The organism is Flavobacterium sp. WC2509, assembly GCF_052683105.1.
Genome location: NZ_JBQZFG010000001.1, coordinates 4,410,089 through 4,436,570 on the forward strand (window position 1 = coordinate 4,410,089; position 26,482 = coordinate 4,436,570).

Genomic DNA, 26,482 nt, shown 5'->3' on the forward strand with positions numbered 1-26,482 from the left:
CGTAAAATTATAAATTGTTTGTACTTCATTCATTTCAAAATGATTTACTTTTATAATTATGAATAATACGATAAAAAAAGGATTCTACTTTAAAACCTACGAAGCTCCGTTTCAATCGCCATTTGATAAACTCTTTGCTATTTTCAAGGAGCTTATCACACATACTTCTGGTGATTTTGATGAAGCTATCAATTGGTTACGCGAATTAGACAAAGAATACAAACTAACCGATTCTTCCTATACTATCGATGACTTTATCGAAGATTTAAAGAAAAAAGGATATATTAAAGAAGAGCTCAAAGACGATGGAACATCTGGTACAGGAATTACTGCCAAAACCGAACGAGCCATTAGACAACAAGCTTTGGATAACATTTTCGGAAATCTAAGAAAATCAGGAACTGGTAATCACAAAACTAAGCATATTGGCAATGGAGACGAACATACCGGAGAATTTCGGGAGTTTCATTTTGGCGATGGATTGGAACGAATTTCATTAACCGAAAGTTTGCGCAATGCACAAATCAATAATGGCGTAGCCGATTTTATGCTAACCGAAAATGATTTGGTGGTCGAAGAAACCCAATATAAATCACAAATGAGCACGGTTTTGATGATTGACATAAGCCACAGTATGATTTTGTATGGCGAAGACAGAATCACGCCTGCCAAAAAAGTAGCCATGGCTTTAGCCGAATTAATCACGACTCGCTATCCAAAAGATACGCTAGATATACTAGTTTTTGGGAATGATGCTTGGAGAATTTCTATCAAAGATTTACCGTATTTAAAAGTGGGTCCTTATCACACCAATACTGTTGCTGGCTTACAATTAGCAATGGATTTGTTGCGTAGAAAACGAAATACCAACAAACAAATTTTCATGATTACTGACGGAAAGCCAAGCTGTGTGATTGAAAAAGACGGTTCTTATTACATGAATAGCAATGGTCTCGATGAATATATTGTAGATAAATGTTACAATCAGGCACAACAAGCCCGAAAATTGCACATTCCAATAACCACTTTTATGATTGCCAGTGATCCTTATTTGCAAAAATTTGTAGACCATTTTACAGAAGCCAATCAAGGGAAAGCATTTTACACAGGTTTAAAAGGTTTGGGCGAAATGATTTTTCAAGATTATGAAACGAATCGTAAAAAAAGGATAAAATAGTTTTGGGCGTTACCCAAGGGTCGGGCTATTCGTTTCAATCTTTTTCTCGGCGAAAAGCCTCAAAAAAGGATTTCCACTTCTATCCCTAACGCAAATCGTAATAATAAATAAATAACATTTTCAATCACAATATCAATATCAATGAACAACATAAACACACTAGGCGAATTAAAGAAATCCGGATACGAAACTAAAAGTATCAAAGACGAATTACGTCATAATTTACGAGAGAAAATCAAGTCAGGACAACCGACGTTCGAAGGTGTTCACGGTTTTGAAAATACGGTAATTCCGGAATTGGAACGCGCTATTTTATCACGCCACAATATCAATTTGTTGGGACTTCGCGGTCAGGCAAAAACCAGACTCGCTCGCAAAATGATTGAATTGTTAGACGAATACATTCCATTTGTGACTGGTTCTGAAATCAATGACGATCCTTTGAATCCCATTTCCCGTTTTGCCAAAGATTTAATTGCCGAAAAAGGAGATGCAACTCCAATATCCTGGTTGCATAGAAGCGAACGTTTTTTCGAAAAACTAGCAACTCCTGATGTAACGGTTGCAGATCTAATTGGTGATGTCGATCCTATAAAAGCAGCTAATTTAAAGCTTTCTTATGCAGATGACAGAGTAATTCATTTTGGGATGATTCCAAGAGCGAATCGTTGTATTTTCGTCATCAACGAATTACCCGATTTGCAAGCCAGAATTCAGGTGGCGTTGTTCAATATTTTGCAGGAAGGCGACATTCAGATTCGTGGATTCAAATTGAGAATGCCTCTTGATATGCAATTTATTTTCACGGCAAATCCAGAAGATTATACCAATCGGGGTAGTATTGTAACGCCTTTAAAAGATAGAATTGGTTCTCAAATTTTGACGCATTACCCAGAAACTATCAAAATTGCAAGAACAATTACAGAGCAAGAAGCTAAATTAGACGTTGCACAAAGTGATTTGGTTTATGTTCCTTCTTTAGCAAAAGATTTATTAGAACAAATCAGTTTTGAAGCCAGAGAATGCGAATTTATTGACAATAAAAGTGGTGTGAGTGCCCGATTGAGCATAACTGCTTTCGAAAATTTATTAAGCACAGCCGAACGCCGTGCCTTAAAATCCGGAGTGGATAAAACGACTTTGAGATTATCTGATTTTATGGGAATTATTCCGGCTATTACAGGAAAAGTAGAATTGGTTTACGAAGGAGAGCAGGAGGGAGCTGGGATTGTTGCACAACATTTAATTGGCGATGCGATTCGTACTTTCTTCCCAGGTTATTTTCCAAAAATTGAAAAACTCGAAAAGCAAGATGTGAAAACACCATATTCTGATACCTTAGAATGGTTTTTTACCGAAAGCGGTTTCGAATTATTAGATGATTGTTCGGATGAGGAATACAAAACCATTTTAGACAGTATTGCTCCATTGGAAGTTTTAGTCAAAAAATACCAGCCACAATTAGACAAAGAAGACAGTTATTTCATGAAAGAGTTTATTCTTTGGGGATTGGTGGAATACAAAAAACTGAGCAAAGACCGACTTTCCGAAGGATATCAATTCAAGGATTTGTACGGTAGTTATATCAGTAAATTGTAAAAACAGAAAAAGGGTTTAACGTTATATGTTAACCCCTTTTTTTATTAATTTCAAAAAAGAGGTTTTCCCATTTTATTTAGTCTACCTTGCTCCGTTGGCTGTATTTTCAGTCTTTCCTAAAAAAATAATGGAAAATTCCTTTGAGGATTTAATTGCCACTTATATCGAAAATAAAGTAGGCATATCGGAACATTTTTTGAGTAACGATTTGGCTAATAATTTAAAGCAGAATTTATTTACTCTAAATGAAAATAGTCAACTTTCTGCAGCAGGTATTGGCAATTCAGAGAAGTTATCATACGATGGCGCCATTCGAAGCGATTCTATCTATTGGCTTGACAAAAAGAATAATAATGCTTTTGAAAATGAATTTTTTGTACAAATTGAAGCATTTATACTGTACTTGAACGAAAGCTGTTATGCCGGAATTACGGGCTATGAATTCCATTATTCGTTATATGAAGCTGGAGATTTTTATTTGAAACATCTCGATCAATTCAAAAACAACCCAAGCAGAAAATACTCTATGATCAGCTATTTAAACAGTGATTGGCAGGAAAGTGACGGTGGAGAACTACTCATTCATCAATTAGATAACAATCAGAAAATAAGTCCAACTCAAGGTAAAACAGTTTTCTTCAAAAGCGATGAATTGGTTCACGAAGTTTTGGTAACTCAAAATACTAGAATGAGTATTACCGGTTGGTTGAAGAGCGATTAATAATTACTGTATTTATTCAATTAATATGTTTTATAATACTACTCTGCGTGAGTGATAGCAGTGGAGCTCTTTTTTCTTTTCAATTGCCACGGGTTTAAATCCGTGGCAATTGAAAAGAAAAGGGGCACACCCAAATTCAAATACAGTGAATTATTGTCCGTTACTTTCAATAAATAATTTTTCTAAAATCTTTGCTGCCTCATCATCCGAATTTGCCGAAAAACCAGCCACAAAAACACCTTTTTTACCTGAAACAGAGACTATTCCATAAACAACAGATTCTTCATCCGGATCCGAATCTCCTTCATAACGATAAACATGCTTAACAGAAAATTCATTTGGATTTCTCTTAATCGCTTCTGTTTGAAGATTAAAATCATGATGAAATCCTTTTTCTTTTAAATCTTCTAAAGCTTCTAAAACAGTGGTATAATGATAAGTTGGTTTCATATTGGAATACAATTAAAAGATATTCTTAAAGGTAACTATTTTATTTGTAAGTGGTTGCAAAGTACTTGTTAAAGTAAAAGAGCTATCCTTGATAAAACTTGATTTATGTTGTAGATTTGCACTGCAGACCGCCTTATCGTCGTTCCGATTTATTGGGAGGGAGGAAAGTCCGGACACCTTAGAGAAGCATAGCGGGTAACACCCGTCGGTTCAAGAAATTGGATTAGGACAAGTGCAACAGAAAGTATGTACAGGTAATGCTGTAGTGAAACCAGGTAAACTCTATGCGGTGAAATATCAAGTATATCAGCATTTAAGGGCTTCTCGTCCGTTGCTGAAGGGTAGATAGCTTGAGTCCAGCAGTAATGCTGGATCTAGATAAATGATAAGGTATTGTTAGTAATAACAAGAACAGAATCCGGCTTATAGGTCTGCTTTTTTATTTTAAACTTACGTTCGATTATTTTTTTAGAACAAAAGGATTAGGCATTTTTGTCATTATCTAAAAAAACATTAGACTATAAAAAACACTAAAGCCCTCGCAATTGCAAGGGCTTTGTTTATATAAATTCTTTGGACAGATTAACCTTCGTCTTCTTCAGTCTCTTTTGTATTTGACTCATCGTCTATTTCTTCCTCTTCGGTTGAATCCAATTCAAAGAAACTAAAAATAGAACCACCATAACTTTTCTGAAAAGAAAAATTAATCATATGATCTAATTTGGTGTACTTGGAATGCTCAATAACCATCATGCCTTCTTCATTGAGTAATCCTTTTTCGAAAACCAATAAAACAATTTTCTCAAATATTTTTTGGTCTAATCCATAAGGGGGATCAGCAAAAATAATATCATATGAGGTTTTATTTTTTTCTAAAAAAGCAAACACATCACTTTTGGTTGCAGCGATATTAAAATCATATTCGGCTGCCACTTGTTTAATGAATTTTACACAGCCAAAATCACCATCAACAGAAGTAATTGGAGAACTTCCTCTCGAAGCAAACTCATAACTGATATTACCCGTTCCTGCAAATAAATCCAGAACTTTTAAGCCCTCAAAACTGAAATGATTGTTCAAAACATTAAATAATGCTTCTTTACTCATATCGGTTGTAGGCCGAACGGGGAGTCCTTTTGGTGGAAAAATGCGTCTTCCTTTGTATTTTCCTGATATGATTCTCATGAGTTAAAAAGTATAAAATGTTGCTGATTTTGTACCGTTGAAAAAGAATTGTTTTTTTGCAAATCAGTTACATTGAAGAAGGACACATTGCGAATGTATTTGAAAGCGATTTTATAAAAATCATCTTCTTCCGAAATGGCTCCTAATAATTCCAATTGAAAACTTTCGGGATTCATATTTAATTGTTCGGCTGTAAAAATCAGATAGTAAATAAAATCCTCTGGCGTTTTATATTCGAATGAATTGAACAAAAGTAATTTTTGATTCTGAATTACAATAACTTCAAAATGTCCCGGATTAAAATGAACAATCATTTTCTTATTGTCATTGTTTTTGGACGCATCCAAAAGTCTTGAAACCAAGATACTATTGGCGTGTCTGTAATCAAAAGAACCAAATTGGTCTATAAAAAAATTATTGATATTCACATATGGAATGTAAACCGCATTCATTTGATAGTTTGTGATTTCATCAAATGCAAAAAAATCGGTTTCAAAAACTTTGGTATTGTACTGTAAATAACTGCCTAGAAAATTTTCGTCAAATAGGGCAGTAGGAACAAATGTTGAAAGATTATTATTGTGAATAATCTGAACTTCATCATAACTGTCATTCAGTTCCGGGTAATTTTTAAAAGCATCCGAAAACAATTCTTCAATCTTTGTCGATTTATGGAAAGTATCAAAATGAATTTCATTTATTGATACAATCCTATTATGAAGCGTGTCAAAACAACAAAAAGACAATCCAGTCAGGGAAACCTGAATAGACAGTTTTTTATATTTCTTATCGGTTATATTGGTGTTCATAGATTTTTTTTACGACAATGCAAACTTACGAATTAAAAAAGCAATTTCAATATCAAAAATCAATGGCAATATCAATGACAATAGAAAAAATAAAACTTTCAAGAAATTCAAAATTGAATAGTTTTTCTAATAGTTAATTTTAAAATAAACATTCTTATTGATATTGTTTTTTGCCATTGCCATTGAAATTGATTTTTTGTCATTGCAATTGATATTGATTTTTGAAATTGCCATTGAAATAGCCTTACTTTGCAATCAAAATACACCCAATGAATTCCTCCTCATTTTATAGTCATTTACAGAGAAAATTTCCTTTTCAGCCAACGTACAATCAGGATATTTTTTTTCAAAAAATCGCTATTTTTTTGACCGATGCTCAAAATGAGACAATTTTTGTGCTGAAAGGTTATGCAGGAACTGGGAAAACAACGGTTATTTCTACTATCGTGAATAGCTTGTTAGAGATTAACAAAAAATATGTTTTGCTGGCTCCAACTGGGCGCGCGGCCAAAGTAATTGCCAATTATTCGAACAAACCGGCTTTTACAATTCATAAAAAAATCTATTTCCCGAAGAAGAATTCTGGTGGGGGAGTTTCGTTTACTTTGCAGCAAAACAAACATAAAAACACGGTTTTCATAGTCGATGAAGCATCGATGATTTCCGATACGAATTCGGATTCTAAATTGTATGAAAACGGTTCTTTGCTCGATGATTTGATTTCCTATGTGTATTCGGGAACCAATTGCAAAATGATTCTGTTGGGAGATACAGCCCAATTACCGCCTGTAAATTTAGACATAAGCCCGGCTTTAGACATTCATACACTTAGCATAAATTACAACAAAGAGGTTGAACATATAGAACTTAACGAAGTAATGCGTCAGGAAGAAAACTCTGGAATTCTACATAATGCTACAGAATTAAGAGAATTATTGAAAGATACTTTTATAACTGAATTCAAATTCAATGTTCGAAAATTCAAAGACATTGTGCGGTTGGTGGATGGCTATGATATTCAGGATGCGATTCACTCGGCTTACAGCAATTTTAGTATAGAAGACACGGCTTTTATTGTTCGTTCCAATAAAAGAGCGAATCAGTACAATGAGCAAATCCGAACCAAAATTCTCGATAAGGAAAGTGAATTGTCAACGGGTGATTTCTTGATGGTCGTGAAGAATAATTATTTTTGGCTAAAAGATTCAGATGAAGCCGGATTCATTGCCAATGGTGATATTATTGAAATTTTGGAAATGTTTGGAATAAAGGAATTGTACGGTTTTAAATTTGCGAAAGTAAAAATCCGAATGATTGATTATCCAGATCAGAAGCCTTTTGAAACCGTGCTTTTGATGGATACCATAACAAGTGAATCGCCGTCCTTGACATTTGAGGAATCAAATAGATTGTATCAAGAAGTGATGTTGGATTATGAAAGCGAAACCACTAAGTATAAAAAGTTCCAAAAAGTAAAGGAAAACGAATATTTTAATGCACTACAGGTTAAATTCTCCTATGCAATTACCTGTCATAAATCGCAGGGAGGGCAATGGAATACTGTTTTTATTGAACAGCCATATTTACCAAATGGCATCGACAAGGATTACATCCGATGGTTATATACTGCTATGACAAGAGCCAAAAATAAGCTATATTTGATAGGTTTTAAAGATGAGAGTTTTGTTGAATAATACCTTGACTGTTTAAAAACAATAATAAATCTTTTTATTATGAACACACTAAACGATTTACATAAAATATCAGGCTCCTTTTCAAATACTGAAAAAATGCCAGTTTTGTTTTTGGGCCACGGAAGCCCAATGAATGCCATTGAAGAAAATCAGTTTGTGACCAGCTTTAGAAATTTAGCTAAAACACTACCTAAACCCAATGCTATTTTATGTATTTCGGCACATTGGTTTACAAACGGTACCAAAGTTACCGCAATGGAAATGCCAAGAACAATTCATGATTTTGGTGGCTTTCCACAAGAATTATTTGCAGTTCAATATCCTGCCGAAGGAAGCCCAAAACTAGCTGCAATAACACAAGAATTATTATTGCCAACTGCTGTAGAACTTGACCATCATTGGGGTTTGGATCATGGATCATGGAGTGTAATTAAACATTTATATCCGAATGCTGATATTCCTGTAATCCAGATGAGTATCGATTACACAAAATCTGGGCAATACCATTTTGAATTAGCACAAAAACTAAGCGCCTTGCGTAGCAAAGGGATCTTGATAGTAGGCAGCGGAAATATCATTCATAATTTAAGATTGGTCGATTTTAGAAATATCAATACAGATAATTATGGCTACGATTGGGCGATAGAAGCCAGAGCCGATATAAACAGTTATTTACTCGATGGTAATTTTCAACCGCTTATTGATTTTGAAAAACAGAGTAAAGCTTTTCAATTAGCAATTCCTACACCAGACCATTATTTGCCATTAATTTATACTTTGGGATTAAAAGGAAAATCGGAAGAATTAAGTCTGTTTAATGATAAATTAGTTGGAGGATCTTTGAGTATGACATCAGTGAAAATTTCGAATTAGCTTTAGATTATAAAAGCATATATTTGAAAACTAAATTAAAATAGAAGAATAAATAAAAATGAAAATAATAGCAGTCATTCCCGCCCGTTACGCATCTACAAGATTTCACGCCAAATTGATGCAGGATTTGGGAGGAAAAACAGTGATTTTAAGAACATACGAAGCAGCTCTAGAATCCAATCTTTTTGAAGATGTTTTTGTAGTTACCGATTCTGATTTGATTTTTAGCGAAATAACGTCAAATGGAGGAAAAGCCATTATGAGCATCAAAGAACACGAATCAGGGAGTGATCGTATTGCTGAGGCTGTCGAAAATATGGATGTGGAAATTGTAATCAATGTACAAGGTGATGAACCTTTTATTGATACAGCAGCTTTAGAAAAGTTAATTGAAGTCTATAAAAATGACACTGAAAAGAAAGTAGATTTGGCTTCTTTGATGTGTGAAATAAAAGAAGAAGAGGAAATTAACAATCCTAATAATGTAAAAGTAGTCGTGAATCAGAGTGGGTTTGCGTTATATTTTTCGCGTTCGGTAATTCCATATCCAAGAGAACTTAATGCAGGTGTTCGCTATATGAAACATATCGGAATTTATGCTTTTAGAAAACAAGCCCTTTTAGATTTCTACAATTTACCTATGAAATCATTGGAAGCATCCGAAAAATTAGAACAATTGCGTTACTTAGAATTTGGAAAGAGCATCAAAATGGTAGAAACTACACACATTGGAATCGGAATTGATACTGCAGAAGATTTAGAAAAAGCCAGAAAAATGCTTCTTTAATTTATATTCTTTCAATTTTACAAAGCTGAATTAAAATTTCAAACTTAATTCAGCTTTTCAATTATAATCAATTCATTATGTACTTCAACTCTAGGAATTGATTGGATTTTATAATTTGTAACATTGAAATTTTTAATAAATTTTTGATTCCTAAAATTGTCCGCTGCAGTCAAACACATCGTGTTGAATAATACGACTCCTTTATTATTTAGCAAAAAACAAATTCTATCAATAAAGAATTTCTCGAATAAAAAGTTTGGCATTTTAGTATCCTGAAATATATCAATAATTATTAAATCGTATTTGTCTTTAGTTTTTAATACAAACTCAAAGGCGTCTTCAATAACTATATCAAGATTTTCAATTTCATCAAGTTGGAAGTATTCGTTTGCAATTTCAATTATTTTCGCATCAATATCAACACCTGTAATCTGACCTTTAAAATGAATTTCATCAACCAATGTCTTAATTACACTCCCACCGGCAACACCTAAAACTAATGCATTATTCATTTTTGAAATTTTATCAAATCCAAAATGTTTTAGTCCTATTCTTAATATACGCTGAAGACTGCCGTAAGAATAATTAGTGTTCTCAGAATCGAGTACTAACTCACCATTTGCCCAAGTTACTTCTATTGCTTTACTTAAAGTTGATTTGGTTTTAAATATTTTAATCGGAATAATATAACTGAAAAATTTCTTAAGCATTAATTATGGTTTTTACCAAAAATAAGATATTAATTACTTTATTTTTTCAAAAAAAGAGAATAAAATCTATAAATGGATTATTTGCAATTTAATGGACTGAAAAATAGAAGGTAACTTCGATGAGAAAATAAAATAATAGTAATGGTTATAATACAAACAATTTGGTATGATTTGATATTGCTATTATTTACAGAATGCTTAACATCAATTGATTTTAAAAAAAAATCCAAAAAAGGATATAAAATAACTTCAAATTAAACGCGCTGAGAATCGCACAAATTTTTTTTTCCGATTGTTAGTGTGAAATATCTAATTTTCGTGAATTTCAAATTAAACTCCATTTTACAGATTATTTAATTTTTTTCAAAAAACAATCTTTGATAACGGACAAAAATTATCTAATAAGACCTTTTACCAAATCAATCAATTTGGTGTATATATTTTGAAAGTACCATTTTTGTAAAAAAGGACAATTTTTTCTATTTCATCTGTATTTTCATTTCCGATTGAAGTTTCAATTTGTTTTGTTTTTGGATGATTACTATTTTCTTTAACAGGTATAGAAAGTTGAGAAAATAGATCAATTGGAGTAGGAGTGTCAAAATTTGTCACCACTGAATTTGTATCAAGATTTTCAATAGCCGATGAATTTTTCGGAAAAACACCTTTGCCATTTAATATCCAATACAAATCAACCTCAGGAAAAAAATCAGTAATTTTTAGAATAAAATCCAAACTAGGTTTGTTTCTTCCGGAAAGAAGATGAGACATACTAGAACGCTGTACACCAATTTTATCAGCAAATGATGAGGCACTAAGACTAAAATAATCAAGTATAATTTCCAATCTTTTTATAAAATCATCCGTGTTTACCATTGTAAATTATGATTCAAATTAAAGTATTTACAAATGTAACTAAAATGAATAGAATAGACTAATTTACAATGTTAAAAGATAAAATAGAGCTATTTTAGTTTAATTATATACTATATATAAATAACAATAATAATTTAATTTTAAGATAGTTATATTTAAAATTAAAATAATTAAATACATGAAAATATTGATTGTACTTTTGTGTATTTAAATCCCAAAAAAGGGTTTACAATCTTAATTAATTCAAAAAATCAATTGTTTACAAATGTAAAAACAAAGATGTTTACTTTTGTAAATCAAATATTATAACATGGATTTAGAAGCACTATTTAATAAAAACAAGGAAAAGACAATTCAAGGGCGTTATATAACTTTAGATGATATCGAGCCATTGTTAAACAGCGAAACCTTAAAAAAAGATGTAAAAATAATTGGAGAATCCGTTTTGGGAAAACCAATTTATAGCTACCAAAAAGGAAGTGGTAAATTGAAAATTTACCTTTGGTCACAAATGCACGGAAACGAAAGTACAACAACCAAAGCTCTGTTTGATTTCATAAACCTATTGAATAACGGGTCTGATTTAGCTAATCAACTTTTGGATAGTTTTACATTTTATTGTATTCCAATCCTAAATCCTGATGGAGCTAAATTATATACACGTGCTAATGCAAACAATATTGATTTAAACAGAGATTCTCAAGATCTTACACAGCCAGAAAGTAAAATATTAAGAGCCGTTTTTGAAGAATTTAAACCTGATTATTGTTTTAATCTTCATGATCAGCGTACTATTTTCGGTGTTGCAGATACTGGAAAACCAGCAACTCTATCATTTTTAGCTCCTTCTTACAACGAAGAGAGAGAAATTAATGATTCGAGATTAAAAGCTATAAATTTGATCGCTGGAATTAACGAGGTCTTACAAAAATATATTCCTGGACAAATTGGGCGATTTGATGATTCATTCAATATAAACTGTATTGGAGATACTTTTCAATATTTGGGTGTTCCAACATTATTGTTTGAAGCAGGTCACTATCCAAATGATTATGAAAGAGAAAAAACAAGAAAATTTGTATTTATGTCTTTAGTTACGAGTTTCATTATTCTTAACGAAAACGATGTAGTTGACAATAGAAATGATAAATATTTAAACATTCCTCAGAATAATGTTGTGTTTTTTGATTTTATGTATAAAAATGTCAAAATAAATTATGATGGTAATGAAATAATCACGAATTTTGTCGCTCAATATAAAGAAGAGTTGATCGATTATAAACTAAATTTTAATGCTTACATAGTTGAAATAGGCGATTTAAAAGGAAAATTTGGTCATTTTGAGTACGATGCAAAGGGAGCTTTATTCCAAGATGGTATAAAAAATTTACCTCTCGAAGGTAAAGTTGCCGATTTCAATTTAAATAAAAAAGTTTTTTTCGTTAACGGGAAAATAAAAAATTGATTTTTTTACTATTTATTTAATTTTTATTTATAATTTTAACTTTTTTAGTATTAAATAACCAAATAATAGAAGAATTATGAGTAAGTTTCGTTTAGATGAAGTAGATCATCAGATTTTAGATATGTTGATAGACAACACAAGAGTTCCGTTTACCGACATAGCCAAAAAATTATTGATTTCAGCTGGAACGGTGCACGTTAGAGTTAAAAAAATGGAAGATGCTGGTATTATTATGGGATCCTCTTTGGTTCTTGATTATGATAAATTAGGATATTCATTTATTGCTTACGTAGGTGTCTTTCTTAATAATACTTCTCAGACTAAATTTGTTTTAGAACGTATTAATGAGATTCCATTTGTAACTGTAGCATCTGTAACTACAGGTAAATTCAATATTTTTTGCAAAATTAGAGCAAAAGATACTAAACATGCAAAAGATGTTATTTTTATGATTGATGATATCGAGGGAGTTTATAGAACAGAAACTATGATTTCACTTGAAGAAAGTATCAACGATAAAAAACGTTTGATGCATACCATTTTTAAAGAAATGTAAAATCTTGAATGCTTATATATATAATATAACCTCAAGAGTGTAATCTTGAGGTTTTTTTATGCTTGATAAACCAACCAACTGATAGAATTATGTACACGCTACCTAAAATAGAACGTTTTAATCAAAATGTTTTATCTAAATACCATATTTATAATAGTGTATTTATAACATTACCCTTTGATTCTGTGGACAATACAGGTGTTTTGTTGCCGATTTTCACAGAAGTTTGTGATAGTGGTTTCAAAAAACAAAAAACACCTACAGAAATTTTTGATTTTTTCTCAGATAAATACCTACATAGCGCTTCTGAAAAAGATAAAATCAATTTGATGTTTCATTTCATACAATACATTGAACGTCAAATAGTTTTATTTGATGCTATTGAGGATGCTGCATTTCCTGTAGTAAATAATATGGAGGGGAGAGGTTCACTTCGTGATATTAAAGAGAAGTCAGATGTTAAAAATAGTAAAGAAGAACTGATTCATTTTTTAGAAAATTTTAATGTTCGTACTGTTTTAACAGCTCATCCAACTCAGTTTTACCCAGGATCTGTTCTAGGTATTATCAATGATTTGACTGAAGCGATTAGAACTAATAATTTATTAGAAATAAAACAATTATTAGCTCAATTGGGTAAAACTCCTTTCATACAAAATGAAAAGCCAAATCCTTATGATGAAGCTGTTAGTTTAATTTGGTATCTAGAAAATGTTTTTTACAACACTTCTGGGGAAATGGTTCATTATTTGCAAAAGAATGTTTTTGAAGGTGAATCTATAAAAAATCCACTAATTAAACTTGGTTTCTGGCCAGGTGGTGACCGCGATGGTAATCCATTTGTAACCACTGAAATTACACTGAAAGTTGCTGAGCGTTTGAGAACTTCTATTTTAAAATGTTATTATTTTGAAATTAGAAATCTAAAACGAAAATTGACTTTTCCAGTTGTGGATTCGTTGGTGATGGAGTTAGAACAAAAATTATATCGTTCAGTTTTTTATTCTAAAGGGGATATTTTTATTACACTTGATGAATTAAAATCACATCTGAATAAAATAAAAACTTTAATCGTTGAACAACATCAATCAATTTATGTTGATCAAATAGATGCTTTGCTTATCCGTATTAATTTGTTTGGTTTCCATTTTGCTACTTTAGATATTAGACAAAATAGTAAAATTCATCAAAGTGTTTTTTATGATATTGTAGATTATTATTCAAAATCAAAACAAAATATTTTTCCAGAGAACTATTTCCAATTAACTGAGGAAGCAAAAATTGAAGTATTATCTACATTAAAAGGGAATTTAGATGCCGCAGATTTTGAAAATGAAATGACAAGATCTACGATTGAATCAATTCAAACCATCAAAACAATTCAGGAAAATAATGGAGAATTTGGTGCCAATCGTTATATTATAAGTAATAATGAGAGCGCTCTGAATGTAATGGAAACTTTTGCATTATTCAAATTATGTAATTGGGAAAACGCTACAGTAGATGTTATTCCTCTTTTTGAATCAGTAGATGATTTGCATAATGCTCATTTAGTGATGGAAAAATTATATACAAATACTGAATATGCTCAACATTTAGTACACCGAGGAAACAAACAAACCATAATGTTAGGTTTTTCGGATGGTACTAAAGACGGTGGTTATATGATGGCAAACTGGAGTATTTATAAAGCAAAAGAAGCTTTAACCGAAATGTCGAGAAAATATGGTATTCATGTTATATTTTTTGATGGTCGCGGTGGACCACCAGCACGTGGAGGTGGAAAAACACATAAATTTTATGCTTCATTAGGACCAAATATTGAAAATAATGAAATTCAAATTACAATACAAGGTCAAACCATTAGTTCAAATTTTGGTACATTAGATTCTTGTCGTTATAATTTAGAAAATCTTTTAAGCGCAGGTGTTGCCAATCAAGTATTCAATCAAGGACAAAACGAACTAAGTATAGAAGAAAAAAATATCTTGGATCAAATGGCTGATTTAGGATATAATAAATATTTAAGTTTTAAAAATCATCCTAAATTTATTCCTTATTTGGAACAAATGAGTACTTTGAAATATTATGCTAAAACTAATATTGGTAGTCGTCCATCTAAAAGAAGTAAATCAGAAACTCTTGATTTTGCAGATTTAAGAGCTATTCCATTTGTAGGTTCTTGGAGCCAATTGAAGCAAAATGTACCTGGATTTTTTGGAGTGGGTACAGCTTTAAAACATTTTGAAGAGACTAAACAATGGGATAAAGTTCAAAATTTATATGATAATTCATTGTTTTTCAAAACTTTGTTAGAAAACAGTATGATGTCATTGGCTAAATCATTTTTCCCTTTGACTGCATATATGAGTAAGGATCCTGAGTTCGGAGCTTTTTGGCAAATTATTTATGATGAGTTTTTAGAAACAAAACGACTTTTGTTAAAAATTGCAGGTCATAAAGAATTGATGGAAAATTATCCTGATGGTATAGCTTCTATTCAAATGAGAGAACGTATTGTGTTGCCATTATTGACAATACAACAATATGCTTTGTTGAAAATTAGCGAACTTAATAAAGAAGAAAAGCCAGATTTGAATTTAATAAAAGTTTATGAGAAAATTGTAACTCGTTCTCTTTTTGGAAACACAAATGCTAGTAGAAATTCAGCTTAATTAATTTTAATAAAATAATATTCTAACCTTCAAAAATTGTCAGATGAATTCAAATCAATTGCCAGTAAATGAATATTCAAAATTTAATGCTACCTATATACAAGCATTAGAAAATGTTGAACTATTAGAAGAATTAGAAATTAGTTTACATGACTTTATCAAATTTATCCAAAATATACCTTTGGATAAATTTGATTATAGTTATGCTGAAGGTAAATGGACAATCAAAGAAATCATTCAGCATATTATCGATACCGAGAGAATTTTCAGTTATCGAGCATTGAGAATTTCTAGAAATGATAAAACACCATTACCAGGATTTGACGAAAATTTTTATGTTGATAATACTAATGCAAAAAACCGAAGCATTCAAGATTTGTTAACCGAATTTTCAGCTGTAAGGCATTCTGATATAATTATGTTTAAAAGTTTTTCTGAAGAACAATTAGCCAGAATTGGAATTGCCTCCGATCATGAAATTTCGGTAAGAGCTATTGGATTTTTAATTATAGGTCACATGAAACACCATCAAAAAGTTTTTGGTGAAAGATATTTATAAAATAGTATTATTTGTTTTATTCAAAACAAGTTGACCAAATCTTTAATTTATTTTCAAAAGACATAGTATTTGCAGGACTGGTCGAAGGCATTACAAAATAGGTAACACCTTCAATTTGTCCAAATTTTTTATAGAAAAATGCATGACTCTGTTTTCCATTAAAAATTATTTTAGTGATTTTCGGGAATTTTTTGAATAAACTTTCAAAATCATTTTCTTTATGGTTTTTGATGTGAATATCCAAACTTCCTTTTCGTTCACAATTTTCTAAAACATCCCAAAGCCCAATATTATTGGATTTTAAAAATTCTTTTTTTTCTTCAAAAATAGTTGAAATCGGTAACGCCTCAAATTGAGTATATAAAATTTTCCAAAAATGATTTCTTGGATGAGCATAATATTCGTTTTTATCTAGAGACATTGCACCAGGCATAGTTCCCAAAATTAATATTTCAGTATTTGAATCTATAAAATAGGGAAATGAATTCAGTTGCATATTTAAAGTACTAAATTTTCTTTTTCAAGAATGGTTAAACCAATTCTTATTTTGTCGTACGAAATTGTTTCTTCAAAAAAATCAAAATAAGGTTTAAGCGCATTTGGGTTTTCTAATTTTATTTTTGCTTTAGCAATTTTTGAAATTTCTTCATTACTAATATAAATACTTAAATCTATTGGATGACCGTCACTATATAATTTAGCTAAATGAGAAATTATTGTTGGAACCCCTAATTTTCTTTTTATTGCAATTTCTTCAACAGACAGACCATTTTTAAATAATTCTAAAGTTTCCTTATAGGTACTTCCTTCTTTTTTGGAACGTTCCTTTTTTATTTTTTGAAATTCAATTATAGCTTTTATAAAAACATCTCCATATTTTTCAAGCTTTGCTTTTCCAACTCCATCAATACTGAGAAATTCTTCGTCACTCATTGGACGTTGAGTTTCTAATTGTTTAAGAGTTGCATCGTTAAAAATTACATAAGCTGGAACTCCTTCTTCTTTGGCAATTTCTGAACGTAATTTTCTAAGAAATTCAAACAAAGAATTTGTTGTTGTTTTAGTAGCTCGCTCTTTGACTTCGGATTTATTTTTATCAATTTTTAATACCGTTGTCAATTTTACTTTTTCTCCATCAAATAAAACCTTTTTTGCAAAAGAAGTCAATTTTATTTTATTCTGTTGATGAAAAGCAATTTCGCAAAATCCTAAATTGATTAGCTGTATTAAATATTGATTCCAATCGTACCATGATACATCTGCACCAACTCCATAGGTTTTTAAATTTTGATAGCCTTTGTCATATATTGAAGCATTTTTAGAACCTCTTAAAAAATCTACAATTACTGGTAAAGCTTCAGATTCTTGTAAACGAATTATAGCCGATAATGCTTTTTGTGCAATAATTGTTCCATCAAAAAAAGCAGGTGGATTTTTGCATATATCACAGTTTCCACAATTATCTGAAACTAATTCGCCAAAATAGGACAGCAAAATTTTTCTTCGACAACTCAAAGCATCGGCATATTGTTTCATTCTTTCCAATTTAGAAAGTTGAACTTCTGCATTCAAACCTTCGGAGGCAAATTTTTGCAATTGAATTACATCGCCATAGCTTTCAAATAAAACAGTTTCGGATGGTAATCCATCACGACCAGCTCTCCCAATTTCCTGGTAATAGCCTTCAATATTTTTTGGTAAATTATAATGAATAACCCAACGAACATTCGATTTATCAATTCCCATTCCAAAAGCTATGGTCGCACAAACAACTTGGCAATCATCATTTATAAATTCATCCTGAGTTTTGGAACGAATTTTATTGTCCAAACCTGCATGATACGCTTTAGCATTAATTCCAATTTTTTGTAATTTTTCAGCAAGTTCTTCCGTTGTTTTGCGACTTAAACAATATACGATACCTGATTCATTGGGTTTGTTTTTTATGAAATCTATAATTTGCTTTACACGATCTAAAGCGGGTCTAACCTCTAAACTTAAATTTTTTCTATCAAAAGAAGAAATAAAAATTTCAGGATTTTTTAAATTTAACTGCTCACAAATATCAACACGTGTTGCTTTATCGGCAGTTGCAGTCAATCCTAAGATTGGAGTAGAAGGGAAGCGGTTTTTTAAATATCCAAGATTGGTGTAAGCCGGTCGAAAGTCATGACCCCAAGATGATATGCAATGTGCTTCATCAATAGCAATTAAGCTAACCGTTATCTGACTAAATGCATTTTCTAAAAAAGACAAACTTTCTGGTGCAACATAAACAAGTTTTACTTTATTGTCTTTTAAATTTTGAATATGTAATTCTTGCTCTTCACTAGATTGACTGCTATTAATAAAGCATGCGGCTATTCCATTGGCTTTCAAACTATCCACTTGATCTTTCATCAAAGCAATAAGTGGAGAAATCACAATAGTAATTCCTGGAAATATCAAAGCAGGCAGCTGAAAACAAATTGATTTCCCTCCACCTGTTGGCATAATTGCCAATGTATCTTTCCCTGAAAGTACACAATTAATAATCTGTTCTTGATTAGGTCTGAATTTTTCAAACCCAAAATTTTCTTTAAGTTTGGCGTGTAAAATTTCTCTTGTCATTTTGGCGTATATTTTGAAAAATAAATGTAATAAAAAAAGGAACTCGAATTATAGAGTTCCTTTTTTATATTTCAAAAAATTAAAAATTAATCTTCGTCTTCATCATCGTCATCATCAGCGATGTCTTTGCTATCAGAATCTTCGTCATCATCATCTCCATCTAAATCTGGTTTATCAATATTGTCATCCTCATCATCATCATCCGCATCTTCAACATCTAACTCTAAACCACTGATTGGTTCTACAACATCATCAATTTCATCATCTTCATCATAATTTCCAATTCTGTCGGCAAGTTTAGTACTTACTTTTACTAAATAAATAGTATCTTCTGTTCTAACTTCAACAGCTTCAATCAATTCATTTTTGGCATTTCTAAATCTAATGATGTCTGAATCATCATATCCATCAGGAAATTTTTCAACCAAAAGATTCAAAATTTCGTTGGTCAATTTGGCGTAATCAACTATTACTCTTTTCATATGTAGTAAATATTGTTTTGTTGAAATATGTAATTCGCATATCTTTATTGGTTTTTTACCAATTTTCAGCTATGCTCATTTCATAAATAATTATTATAAATCTAACAAATAAGCAAAAATTAATGGCGCTACAATGGTAGCATCCGATTCGATAATGAACTTTGGAGTATTAATATCTAGTTTTCCCCAAGTAATTTTTTCATTAGGAACCGCTCCGGAATAAGATCCGTAACTGGTTGTTGAATCAGAAATTTGACAGAAATAACTCCAAAATGGAATATCATGCATTTCCATGTCTTGATACAACATTGGTACTACACATATTGGAAAATCTCCTGCAATACCACCACCAATTTGGAAGAAACCAATTCCATTAGCACTGTTTTTTGGATACCAATCAGACAAGAAAACCATATATTCAATTCCTGATTTCATGGTCGAAGCTTTCAAATCTCCTTTGATAACGTATGATGCAAAAATATTTCCCATAGTACTATCTTCCCATCCTGGTACGATAATTGGTAAATTTTTCTCAGCAGCAGCATACATCCAACTGTCTTTTAAATCAATTTCATAATATTCTTCTAAGACACCTGAAAGTAACATTTTGTACATGAACTCATGTGGAAAATATCTTTCTCCTTTATCATCAGCATCTTTCCAAATTTTATAAATGTGTTTTTGAAGACGACGAAAAGCTTCGTGCTCAGGAATACAAGTATCTGTAACTCTATTCAAACCTCTTTCTAACAAAGCCCATTCATCTTGAGGAGTCAAATCACGATAATTTGGAACTCTTTCATAATGAGAATGTGCTACTAAGTTCATAATATCTTCTTCAAGATTCGCTCCTGTGCAAGAAATAATTTGAACTTTATCTTGACGAATTATTTCGGCAAAAATCTTTCCAATTTCAGCGGTACTCATAGCACCAGCCATACTTACCATCATTTTTGCACCATTGGCTAACTGCTGCTCATAAGCTTTTGCAGCATCAACTAAAGATGCAGAATTGAAATGCAAATAGTGCTTTTCAATAAACTGACTGATTGGTCCTTTACTCATATTCTTTTTTTTCTTTTTTGTTTAGTATTCAAAAGGGCAATTGAGATTTGGATTTACAAATAAAAGAAATTTATAAATATCAATTTTCCTCTAACCCAATTTATATTTATTATTTATTATAACCTAATATTTTTAGTACATCCTCTGCTGTTTGCTGTTCAGAAAATACTTCGGTTGCTAATATTCCATTCTCATCGCGGTCAATCAAAATGTGTTTCGGCTGTGGTATCAAGCAGTGTTGCAATCCTCCAAAACCTCCAATAGTCTCTTGATAAGCTCCTGTGTTGAAAAAACCTAAATATAATGGCTTCTCCTTATTGTACTTTGGCAAATATATGGCATTCATATTTTGCTCAGAGTTGTAATAGTCATCACTATCACAAGTCATTCCACCTAATAAAACTCTTTCGTAGGTTTCATTCCATCTGTTAATAGCTAACATGATAAAACGCTTATTTATTGCCCAAGTATCTGGTAAAGTTGTAATGAAAGAGGAGTCAATCATATTCCATTTTTCTCTATCATTTTGTTGTTTTTGATACAATACCTGATAAATAGCACCACCACTTTCTCCAACTGTAAAAGAACCAAACTCGGTGAAAATATTTGGAACATCAACTTCAGCTTCGTCACAAGCAATTTTAATTTGATTGATGATTTCGTCAATCATATATTGGTAATCATATTCGAAAGCCAATGAATTTTTGATTGGGAAGCCACCACCAATATTTAAACCATCAAGAGTTGGGCATTCTTTCTTCAAAGCCACGTATACCTTGATACATTTTACAAGTTCATTCCAATAATAAGCATTGTCATTGATTCCAGTATTAATAAAAAAGTGTAACATTTTAAGTTCCAGATTTTTATTCTCTTTTACTTCTTTCTTATAAAAAGGAACAATGTTTTTATATCCAATTCCTAATCGAGAGGTATAAAACTCAAATTTTGGTTCCTCTTCGGCAGCAATTCTAATTCCTATTTTAAATTTGCCATTGATTTGCTCCTGTAACAAATCTAATTCTTCATAGTTATCAATAATTGGAATAGTATTTTTATGTCCATTGTTAACTAATCGGGCGATATTTTCAATGTATTGATCTCTTTTGAAACCATTACAAATGATATAAGTACTTTTATTTATTTTTCCTTTTTCTAATAAATTTTCAACAATATTAATATCAAAGGCAGATGATGTTTCTACATGAATGTTATTCTTGAAAGCTTCATTCATAACGTATTCAAAATGAGAACTTTTAGTGCAATAACAGTAGAAATATTTAGCCTCATATTTATTTTTTTCCATCGATTTACGAAACCAGCTTTTGGCTTTGTTAATATTATTGGAAATTTGTGGCAAATAGGTAAACTTTAACGGAGTACCATATTGTTCTACCAATTTCATTAAATCGATATTATGAAATTGAAGATTATCTTTATTTAATTTAAATTCTTCTTGAGGAAAATAATACGTTTGATTTATTAAGTCGGAATATTTTGTATTCATATGTTTTTTAGAGTTTTAGAATTAATTGTATTAAAAAAATAGAATTAATATTGGTTCAAACCCTAATATTGGCATAGATGATTTGAAGTTCTTCGTAATCGGCCTTAAAATATTGAAATAAATCAAAACTAAAATTTCCTTTAATACCATAAAAACGCTTCAACAAACTCAAAAAAGCTCTATTGTTTCTGGTTCTTTTAGTAGAAAAATTTTTAGTATTTTTATTTTTATTCATTGGCACAAATGTAAAAAATAATATAAACGTAAAGCAATGCTTTTTTATTAAAAAAACGCTAAGATTTATAATCTTCAAAAGCATTTAGAATTAATTCGTTTTCAACAGATTGATTAATTTTTATTTTCCCGATACCTTCGATTAATGCAAATTGTATCGTTCCATATTCATTTTTCTTATCGTGAATTAGTAATTCCAGTATCGGATCGATATCATTTTCTTCAAAAATTACATCATCATATATTGACTTTAAAGCCTTTTTAATTTGATGATATTCTTCTTTAGTTATTAAATTTTTATGCAACGAAATGTAGCTTTCCAATATCATTCCAACGGCAATTGCCTCACCATGTAACAAAGTTGTTTTATTTTCATTTTCTAAAAAATAACTTTCTATAGCATGCCCTAAAGTGTGCCCGAAGTTTAATGATTTTCGAATGTTTTTTTCGGTTGGATCTTGCATAACAATTATGTTCTTAATTTCAACCGAACGATGAATTAAAGAATCTAATTGATTAAAATCAATGGCTTTTATATCTAAAAATGATTCCCAATAAGGCTTATCAAATATTAATCCGTGTTTTAACATTTCTGCAAGGCCTGATCGCATTTCGTTTTGAGGAACGGTTTCAAGATATGCTGTATCAACTAAAACCATTTTTGGAGTATTAATTACACCAATTTGGTTTTTTAAATTTCCTAAATCTACTCCATTTTTACCACCAACAGAAGCATCTACCATAGATAACAAAGTGGTTGGAATGTGAATAAAATCAACACCTCTTTTGAAAGTTGAAGCCACAAAACCACCTAAATCTGTTACAACACCACCACCAATATTAATAATCAATGTTTTTCTATCAGCTCCAAGTTCTGTTAAAACATTCCAGATTTCAATACAAGTTTCAATGTTTTTATTTACTTCACCTGCTTCAAATTCAATAATTTCTATTGTCAAATCTGTTTCTAATAATGGTAGAAATTTTGGCAAACAATATTCGTTTGTATTAGTGTCTACAATGATAAATAAATTAGAATATTTGTTCTCTTTTAAATGTTGATTTAGTTTTTCATATCCAGTTTCATTAAAATGTACAGGATAATTATTTGCTTGAATAGATTGCATCATTTTATTTTAATTGAAACCGCAAAATAAGGGAAAATTTGCTAATAATAATGATTTACTCTCTTTATATTTGCAAAAAAAATATAACAAAATATGGATAATATTTTCAATAACTCACAAATTGCGTTTGCATTGAAAAGCGATACTGAACTCGAAAGAGCGTATTTTCTTTTCAAATTAATCAATAGTCAGCCGTTAGTTCGTATTGGAACAGCTGTTACCAATTTCGCAATAAAAGCAAATCTTCCTGTTGAAGGCTTAATTAGAGCAACGGTATTTGATCATTTTTGCGGTGGAGTAAACGAGGATGATTGTCTATCAGTAGTTGATAAAATGTATACTAAAGGAGTATCATCTGTATTAGATTATTCAGTTGAAGGTAAAGAGGAAGAAAACCAATTTGATGCAGCTCTGGAAATGACTTTAAAAACCATTGAGTTTGCCAAAGAGCGTAAAGCAATTCCATTTGCAGTATTTAAACCTACAGGTTTAGGACGTTTGGATTTATATGAAAAAATAGGAGAAAAAGAAACGTTAACCCTAGAAGAACAAGAGGAATGGAATAGGGTCGTGGCTCGTTTTGATTTAGTATGCAGCGAGGCACATAAAAAAAATGTAGCTTTATTGATTGATGCTGAAGAAAGTTGGATGCAAGATGCAGCGGATGATTTAGTTACTGAAATGATGCGCAAATACAACAAAGAAAAAGTTATTGTATTCAACACGCTTCAGATGTATCGTTGGGATCGTCTGAATTATTTAAAAAAATTGAACGAACAAGCCAAAGCGGAAGGTTTCTTCATTGGAATGAAATTGGTTCGTGGTGCTTATATGGAAAAAGAAAATCTTCGTGCTGAAGAAAAAGGATATCCAACACCAATATGCGATTCTAAAGAGGCTTCTGATATTAACTATGATGCTGCTGTTCAATATATGGTAGAGCATTTAGAGACTATGTCTATTTTTGCTGGTACTCATAACGAAGAGAGCACTTATAAATTAATGGAATTGATGAAAACTAAAGGAATATCAACTAGTGATAGTAGAATTTGGTTTGGTCAATTGTATGGAATGAGCGATAATATCAGTTACAATTTAGCTGCCAATGGATATAACATTGCCAAATATTTGCCTTTTGGACCTGTAAAAGACGTTATGCCATACTTGATTCGCCGTGCAGAAGAAAACACATCTGTTGCAGGACAAACTAGTCGTGAATTATCGATGATTAAAGCAGAACGCAATAGAAGAAGAGGAAAATAAAATTAAGCCATCAGTTTTCAATTTTTAAACATTTAAAAACTGTCTGTTTTTCATAAAAAAATCCATTTGTACTAATAAACAAATGGATTTTTTTTTATGTGGTTTTATTTTAAAATTAAGAATTACTGAATTGTAGATTGCTTAAATTTTTATACAATCCATTCTCTAGATTAATTAATTCCTGATGGGTTCCTTGTTCGCTTATTTTTCCATTATCAAGTACTAAAATTTGATCAGCACTACGAATAGTTGAAAGACGGTGAGCAATGATAATACTTGTTCTTCCTTCCATCAAGATTTCTAAAGCTTCTTGTACTAATTTTTCGCTTTCACTATCTAATGAAGAAGTAGCCTCGTCTAAAATTAATATCGAAGGATTTTTCAACAAAGCTCGAGCAATGGCAATTCGCTGTCTTTGTCCACCAGAAAGTTTGATTCCTCTTTCACCAACAATAGTATCAAATTTCTCAGGAAAGCTTTCTATAAAGTTATAAGCATTAGCTTGTTTAGCAGCTGTTATAATTTCTTCTTCAGTTGCATTAGGTTTACCATATGCAATATTTTCTTTTATAGTTCCACCAAAGAGAATAACATCTTGAGGCACTATACTCATATTCCCTCGAAGATTTTCTAAATCATAATCGTAAATATTTTTTCCATCAATTAGAATTTCGCCACTTTCTATGTCATAAAAACGTAATAATAAAGATGCGATAGTTGATTTTCCCATACCACTTGGTCCAACAAGTGCTATCTTTTGACCAAAATTGGCTGTGAAATTAATGTCTTTTAAGACCTTAACCTCTTTTCTTGAAGGATAGCTAAAAGCAACATTATTAAAGGTAACATCTCCTTTAATTTTATCTATAGAAGGAATGTGTATATTTGAATTGATTTTTTCCGGTACTTCATCCAATAATTCAAAAACTCTTTCGGTTGCACCAATTGCTTTTTGCATTTGTGCATATAATTCGGCGATACCTCCTGAGGATGCTCCAACATAACTTGAATACAGGATAAAAGTAAATAATTCACCTACGGTAATTTCACCCGCTATACTTAATTGAACACCATACCAAACAACACCAACGATTGTACCAAACAAGCAAATAATAATAAAAGAAGCAAAATATCCTCTAAATTGACCTCCTTTAATACCTATTTTGACAACTTCTTTAATTCTTTCTTTGTAACGGGCAATCTCGTACCATTCATTGGCGAAAGCCTTAACAATACTAATTCCCTGCATTGTTTCTTCAACTACGACTTGACTCTCGGCAACTTGATCTTGTACTTTTTTAGAATATTTTCGGATAAATCGCCCAAAAACAACAGCAATTACCCCAACTAAAGGCACTACAGAAACCATCATAATAGTCAATTTGATATTAATGCTGGCTAGCATAGCGAAACTTCCAATGATTAATATGAACTGTCTTAAAAATTCAGCAATTGTCGTAGTTAACGTATCCTGAATTTGAGTGATATCATTACTAATTCGGCTATTTAATTCTCCAACGCGTTTTTGAGAAAAAAATGACATTGGTAATTTAACTAAATTGGTATATAAAGCTAATCGAACGTTTGCCAAAGTATTTTCGGTGAAGTTGACAAACAAGGAAAGTCTAAAAAAAGAAAATAATGATTGTAATAATAGTACCAATCCTAAACCTAATGCAATTTCGTTGGCTAAATGGGCATCTTTTTTGTTCACACAATCCACGAGCATTCCCATAAACTTAGGAAAGGCTAGGGCAGTAACACTGGTTAGTAGTAAGAAGACCAATCCCACATAAAATTTCCACTTGTGAATATCGGCATATTTAAAAATTAGAATAGCTTTTTGCAGTGAAGTTGCAGTAATTTTTGATTTGGGTAAATCATTTTCTTGGAATCGTGCCATTATATTTGTTTTATAATACAAATGTAAGGCTATATAAGGGTGATAACCAAAAATAATAACGTGTTTCATTTTTAAATAAAACACTATTAATGAGGCATTAAAAAACAAATCGTTATTTTTTATTTTATTTTTTTTGAATTTCGCTTGCAAATACG

At 31.0% G+C, this 26,482-nt stretch carries 24 protein-coding genes and 1 other RNA gene; 12 read left to right on the forward strand and 13 right to left on the reverse strand.

What is annotated here, in order from left to right:
- Positions 1 to 58 precede the first annotated feature (58 nt).
- The 3 genes from ACUN3A_RS18215 (at position 59) to ACUN3A_RS18225 (ending at position 3,497) form a co-directional block, all read left to right on the forward strand.
- Positions 59 to 1,177 (forward strand): vWA domain-containing protein, encoded by a 1,119-nt coding sequence (locus tag ACUN3A_RS18215; protein ID WP_445552710.1) that lies wholly within the window; start codon positions 59 to 61, stop codon positions 1,175 to 1,177.
- Positions 1,178 to 1,318: 141 nt separating this feature from the next.
- Positions 1,319 to 2,776 (forward strand): AAA family ATPase, encoded by a 1,458-nt coding sequence (locus tag ACUN3A_RS18220; protein ID WP_445552711.1) that lies wholly within the window; start codon positions 1,319 to 1,321, stop codon positions 2,774 to 2,776.
- Between the two features lie 127 nt (positions 2,777 to 2,903).
- Complete coding sequence (locus ACUN3A_RS18225) at positions 2,904 to 3,497, forward strand: 2OG-Fe(II) oxygenase (protein ID WP_445552712.1); 594 nt, start codon at positions 2,904 to 2,906, stop codon at positions 3,495 to 3,497.
- Between the two features lie 150 nt (positions 3,498 to 3,647).
- Here the strand turns inward: ACUN3A_RS18225 and ACUN3A_RS18230 are convergent, their stop codons facing one another.
- Positions 3,648 to 3,947 carry a hypothetical protein gene (locus tag ACUN3A_RS18230; RefSeq protein WP_445552713.1) on the reverse strand — a complete coding sequence of 100 codons (300 nt, stop codon included), beginning with the start codon at positions 3,945 to 3,947 and terminating at the stop codon, positions 3,648 to 3,650.
- A gap of 120 nt (positions 3,948 to 4,067) precedes the next feature.
- Here ACUN3A_RS18230 and rnpB point away from each other — a divergent pair.
- An RNA gene (rnpB, locus tag ACUN3A_RS18235) (RNase P RNA component class A) lies at positions 4,068 to 4,389 on the forward strand.
- Between the two features lie 140 nt (positions 4,390 to 4,529).
- On the opposite strand, the gene ACUN3A_RS18240 is transcribed toward rnpB, so the two are convergent.
- Together ACUN3A_RS18240 and ACUN3A_RS18245 are read right to left on the reverse strand one after the other, a co-directional pair.
- Positions 4,530 to 5,132, reverse strand: coding sequence for an RsmD family RNA methyltransferase (locus tag ACUN3A_RS18240; protein ID WP_445552714.1), 603 nt, complete (start codon positions 5,130 to 5,132; stop codon positions 4,530 to 4,532).
- A complete protein-coding gene (locus tag ACUN3A_RS18245; protein WP_445552715.1) occupies positions 5,129 to 5,941 on the reverse strand; it encodes a DUF3822 family protein in 813 nt (270 codons plus the stop codon). Before ACUN3A_RS18245 ends, ACUN3A_RS18240 begins: the two co-directional genes overlap by 4 nt.
- Positions 5,942 to 6,210: 269 nt before the next feature.
- Between ACUN3A_RS18245 and ACUN3A_RS18250 the strand changes: the two genes are divergently transcribed.
- The 3 genes from ACUN3A_RS18250 to kdsB are packed head-to-tail and all read left to right on the forward strand — an operon-like array spanning position 6,211 to position 9,295.
- Entirely contained in the window at positions 6,211 to 7,635 is a 1,425-nt protein-coding gene (locus tag ACUN3A_RS18250; protein WP_445552716.1) for an ATP-dependent DNA helicase, read from the forward strand.
- A 39-nt stretch (positions 7,636 to 7,674) separates the two neighbouring features.
- Positions 7,675 to 8,508 (forward strand): 4,5-DOPA-extradiol-dioxygenase, encoded by an 834-nt coding sequence (ygiD, locus tag ACUN3A_RS18255; protein ID WP_445552717.1) that lies wholly within the window; start codon positions 7,675 to 7,677, stop codon positions 8,506 to 8,508.
- A gap of 58 nt (positions 8,509 to 8,566) precedes the next feature.
- The gene (gene kdsB, locus ACUN3A_RS18260) at positions 8,567 to 9,295 is read left to right on the forward strand and encodes a 3-deoxy-manno-octulosonate cytidylyltransferase (protein WP_445552718.1); all 729 of its coding nucleotides are present in this window, start codon (positions 8,567 to 8,569) and stop codon (positions 9,293 to 9,295) included.
- A 44-nt stretch (positions 9,296 to 9,339) separates the two neighbouring features.
- Here the strand turns inward: kdsB and ACUN3A_RS18265 are convergent, their stop codons facing one another.
- Positions 9,340 to 10,005: a spermidine synthase gene (locus ACUN3A_RS18265; protein WP_445552719.1), complete on the reverse strand. Its 666-nt coding sequence runs from the start codon at positions 10,003 to 10,005 to the stop codon at positions 9,340 to 9,342.
- 423 nt (positions 10,006 to 10,428) lie between these two features.
- Positions 10,429 to 10,881 (reverse strand): helix-turn-helix domain-containing protein, encoded by a 453-nt coding sequence (locus tag ACUN3A_RS18270; protein ID WP_445552720.1) that lies wholly within the window; start codon positions 10,879 to 10,881, stop codon positions 10,429 to 10,431.
- Positions 10,882 to 11,191: 310 nt separating this feature from the next.
- On the opposite strand from ACUN3A_RS18270, the gene ACUN3A_RS18275 reads away from it, so the two are divergent.
- The 4 genes from ACUN3A_RS18275 (at position 11,192) to ACUN3A_RS18290 (ending at position 16,136) form a co-directional block, all read left to right on the forward strand.
- Entirely contained in the window at positions 11,192 to 12,346 is a 1,155-nt protein-coding gene (locus tag ACUN3A_RS18275; protein WP_445552721.1) for a M14 family metallopeptidase, read from the forward strand.
- Positions 12,347 to 12,422: 76 nt separating this feature from the next.
- Complete coding sequence (locus tag ACUN3A_RS18280) at positions 12,423 to 12,902, forward strand: Lrp/AsnC family transcriptional regulator (RefSeq protein ID WP_024981770.1); 480 nt, start codon at positions 12,423 to 12,425, stop codon at positions 12,900 to 12,902.
- Between the two features lie 89 nt (positions 12,903 to 12,991).
- Entirely contained in the window at positions 12,992 to 15,577 is a 2,586-nt protein-coding gene (locus tag ACUN3A_RS18285) for a phosphoenolpyruvate carboxylase (protein WP_445552722.1), read from the forward strand.
- 43 nt (positions 15,578 to 15,620) lie between these two features.
- Entirely contained in the window at positions 15,621 to 16,136 is a 516-nt protein-coding gene (locus tag ACUN3A_RS18290; RefSeq protein WP_445552723.1) for a DinB family protein, read from the forward strand.
- Positions 16,137 to 16,152: 16 nt separating this feature from the next.
- Here ACUN3A_RS18290 and ACUN3A_RS18295 read toward each other — a convergent pair whose 3' ends face one another.
- The 7 genes from ACUN3A_RS18295 to aroB all read right to left on the reverse strand — a co-directional run bounded on the left by ACUN3A_RS18295 (position 16,153) and on the right by aroB (position 23,161).
- Positions 16,153 to 16,632, reverse strand: a complete 480-nt coding sequence (locus ACUN3A_RS18295; RefSeq protein WP_445552724.1) for a DNA-deoxyinosine glycosylase — start codon at positions 16,630 to 16,632, stop codon at positions 16,153 to 16,155.
- 2 nt (positions 16,633 to 16,634) lie between these two features.
- Positions 16,635 to 18,746 carry a DNA helicase RecQ gene (gene recQ / locus ACUN3A_RS18300; RefSeq protein WP_445552725.1) on the reverse strand — a complete coding sequence of 704 codons (2,112 nt, stop codon included), beginning with the start codon at positions 18,744 to 18,746 and terminating at the stop codon, positions 16,635 to 16,637.
- Positions 18,747 to 18,832: 86 nt separating this feature from the next.
- Positions 18,833 to 19,228 carry a DNA primase gene (locus ACUN3A_RS18305; protein ID WP_445552726.1) on the reverse strand — a complete coding sequence of 132 codons (396 nt, stop codon included), beginning with the start codon at positions 19,226 to 19,228 and terminating at the stop codon, positions 18,833 to 18,835.
- A 93-nt stretch (positions 19,229 to 19,321) separates the two neighbouring features.
- The gene (locus ACUN3A_RS18310; protein ID WP_445552727.1) at positions 19,322 to 20,293 is read right to left on the reverse strand and encodes a deoxyhypusine synthase family protein; all 972 of its coding nucleotides are present in this window, start codon (positions 20,291 to 20,293) and stop codon (positions 19,322 to 19,324) included.
- Positions 20,294 to 20,402: 109 nt separating this feature from the next.
- Entirely contained in the window at positions 20,403 to 21,800 is a 1,398-nt protein-coding gene (locus tag ACUN3A_RS18315; RefSeq protein ID WP_445552728.1) for an arginine decarboxylase, read from the reverse strand.
- 55 nt (positions 21,801 to 21,855) lie between these two features.
- Positions 21,856 to 22,035 (reverse strand): hypothetical protein, encoded by a 180-nt coding sequence (locus ACUN3A_RS18320; protein WP_445552729.1) that lies wholly within the window; start codon positions 22,033 to 22,035, stop codon positions 21,856 to 21,858.
- Between the two features lie 58 nt (positions 22,036 to 22,093).
- A complete protein-coding gene (aroB, locus tag ACUN3A_RS18325) occupies positions 22,094 to 23,161 on the reverse strand; it encodes a 3-dehydroquinate synthase (protein WP_445552850.1) in 1,068 nt (355 codons plus the stop codon).
- Between the two features lie 93 nt (positions 23,162 to 23,254).
- Here aroB and ACUN3A_RS18330 point away from each other — a divergent pair, with 93 nt between their 5' ends.
- A complete protein-coding gene (locus ACUN3A_RS18330) occupies positions 23,255 to 24,424 on the forward strand; it encodes a proline dehydrogenase family protein (RefSeq protein WP_445552730.1) in 1,170 nt (389 codons plus the stop codon).
- Positions 24,425 to 24,539: 115 nt separating this feature from the next.
- Here the strand turns inward: ACUN3A_RS18330 and ACUN3A_RS18335 are convergent, their stop codons facing one another.
- Positions 24,540 to 26,327, reverse strand: coding sequence for an ABC transporter ATP-binding protein (locus ACUN3A_RS18335; protein WP_445552851.1), 1,788 nt, complete (start codon positions 26,325 to 26,327; stop codon positions 24,540 to 24,542).
- Positions 26,328 to 26,482: the final 155 nt, after the last annotated feature.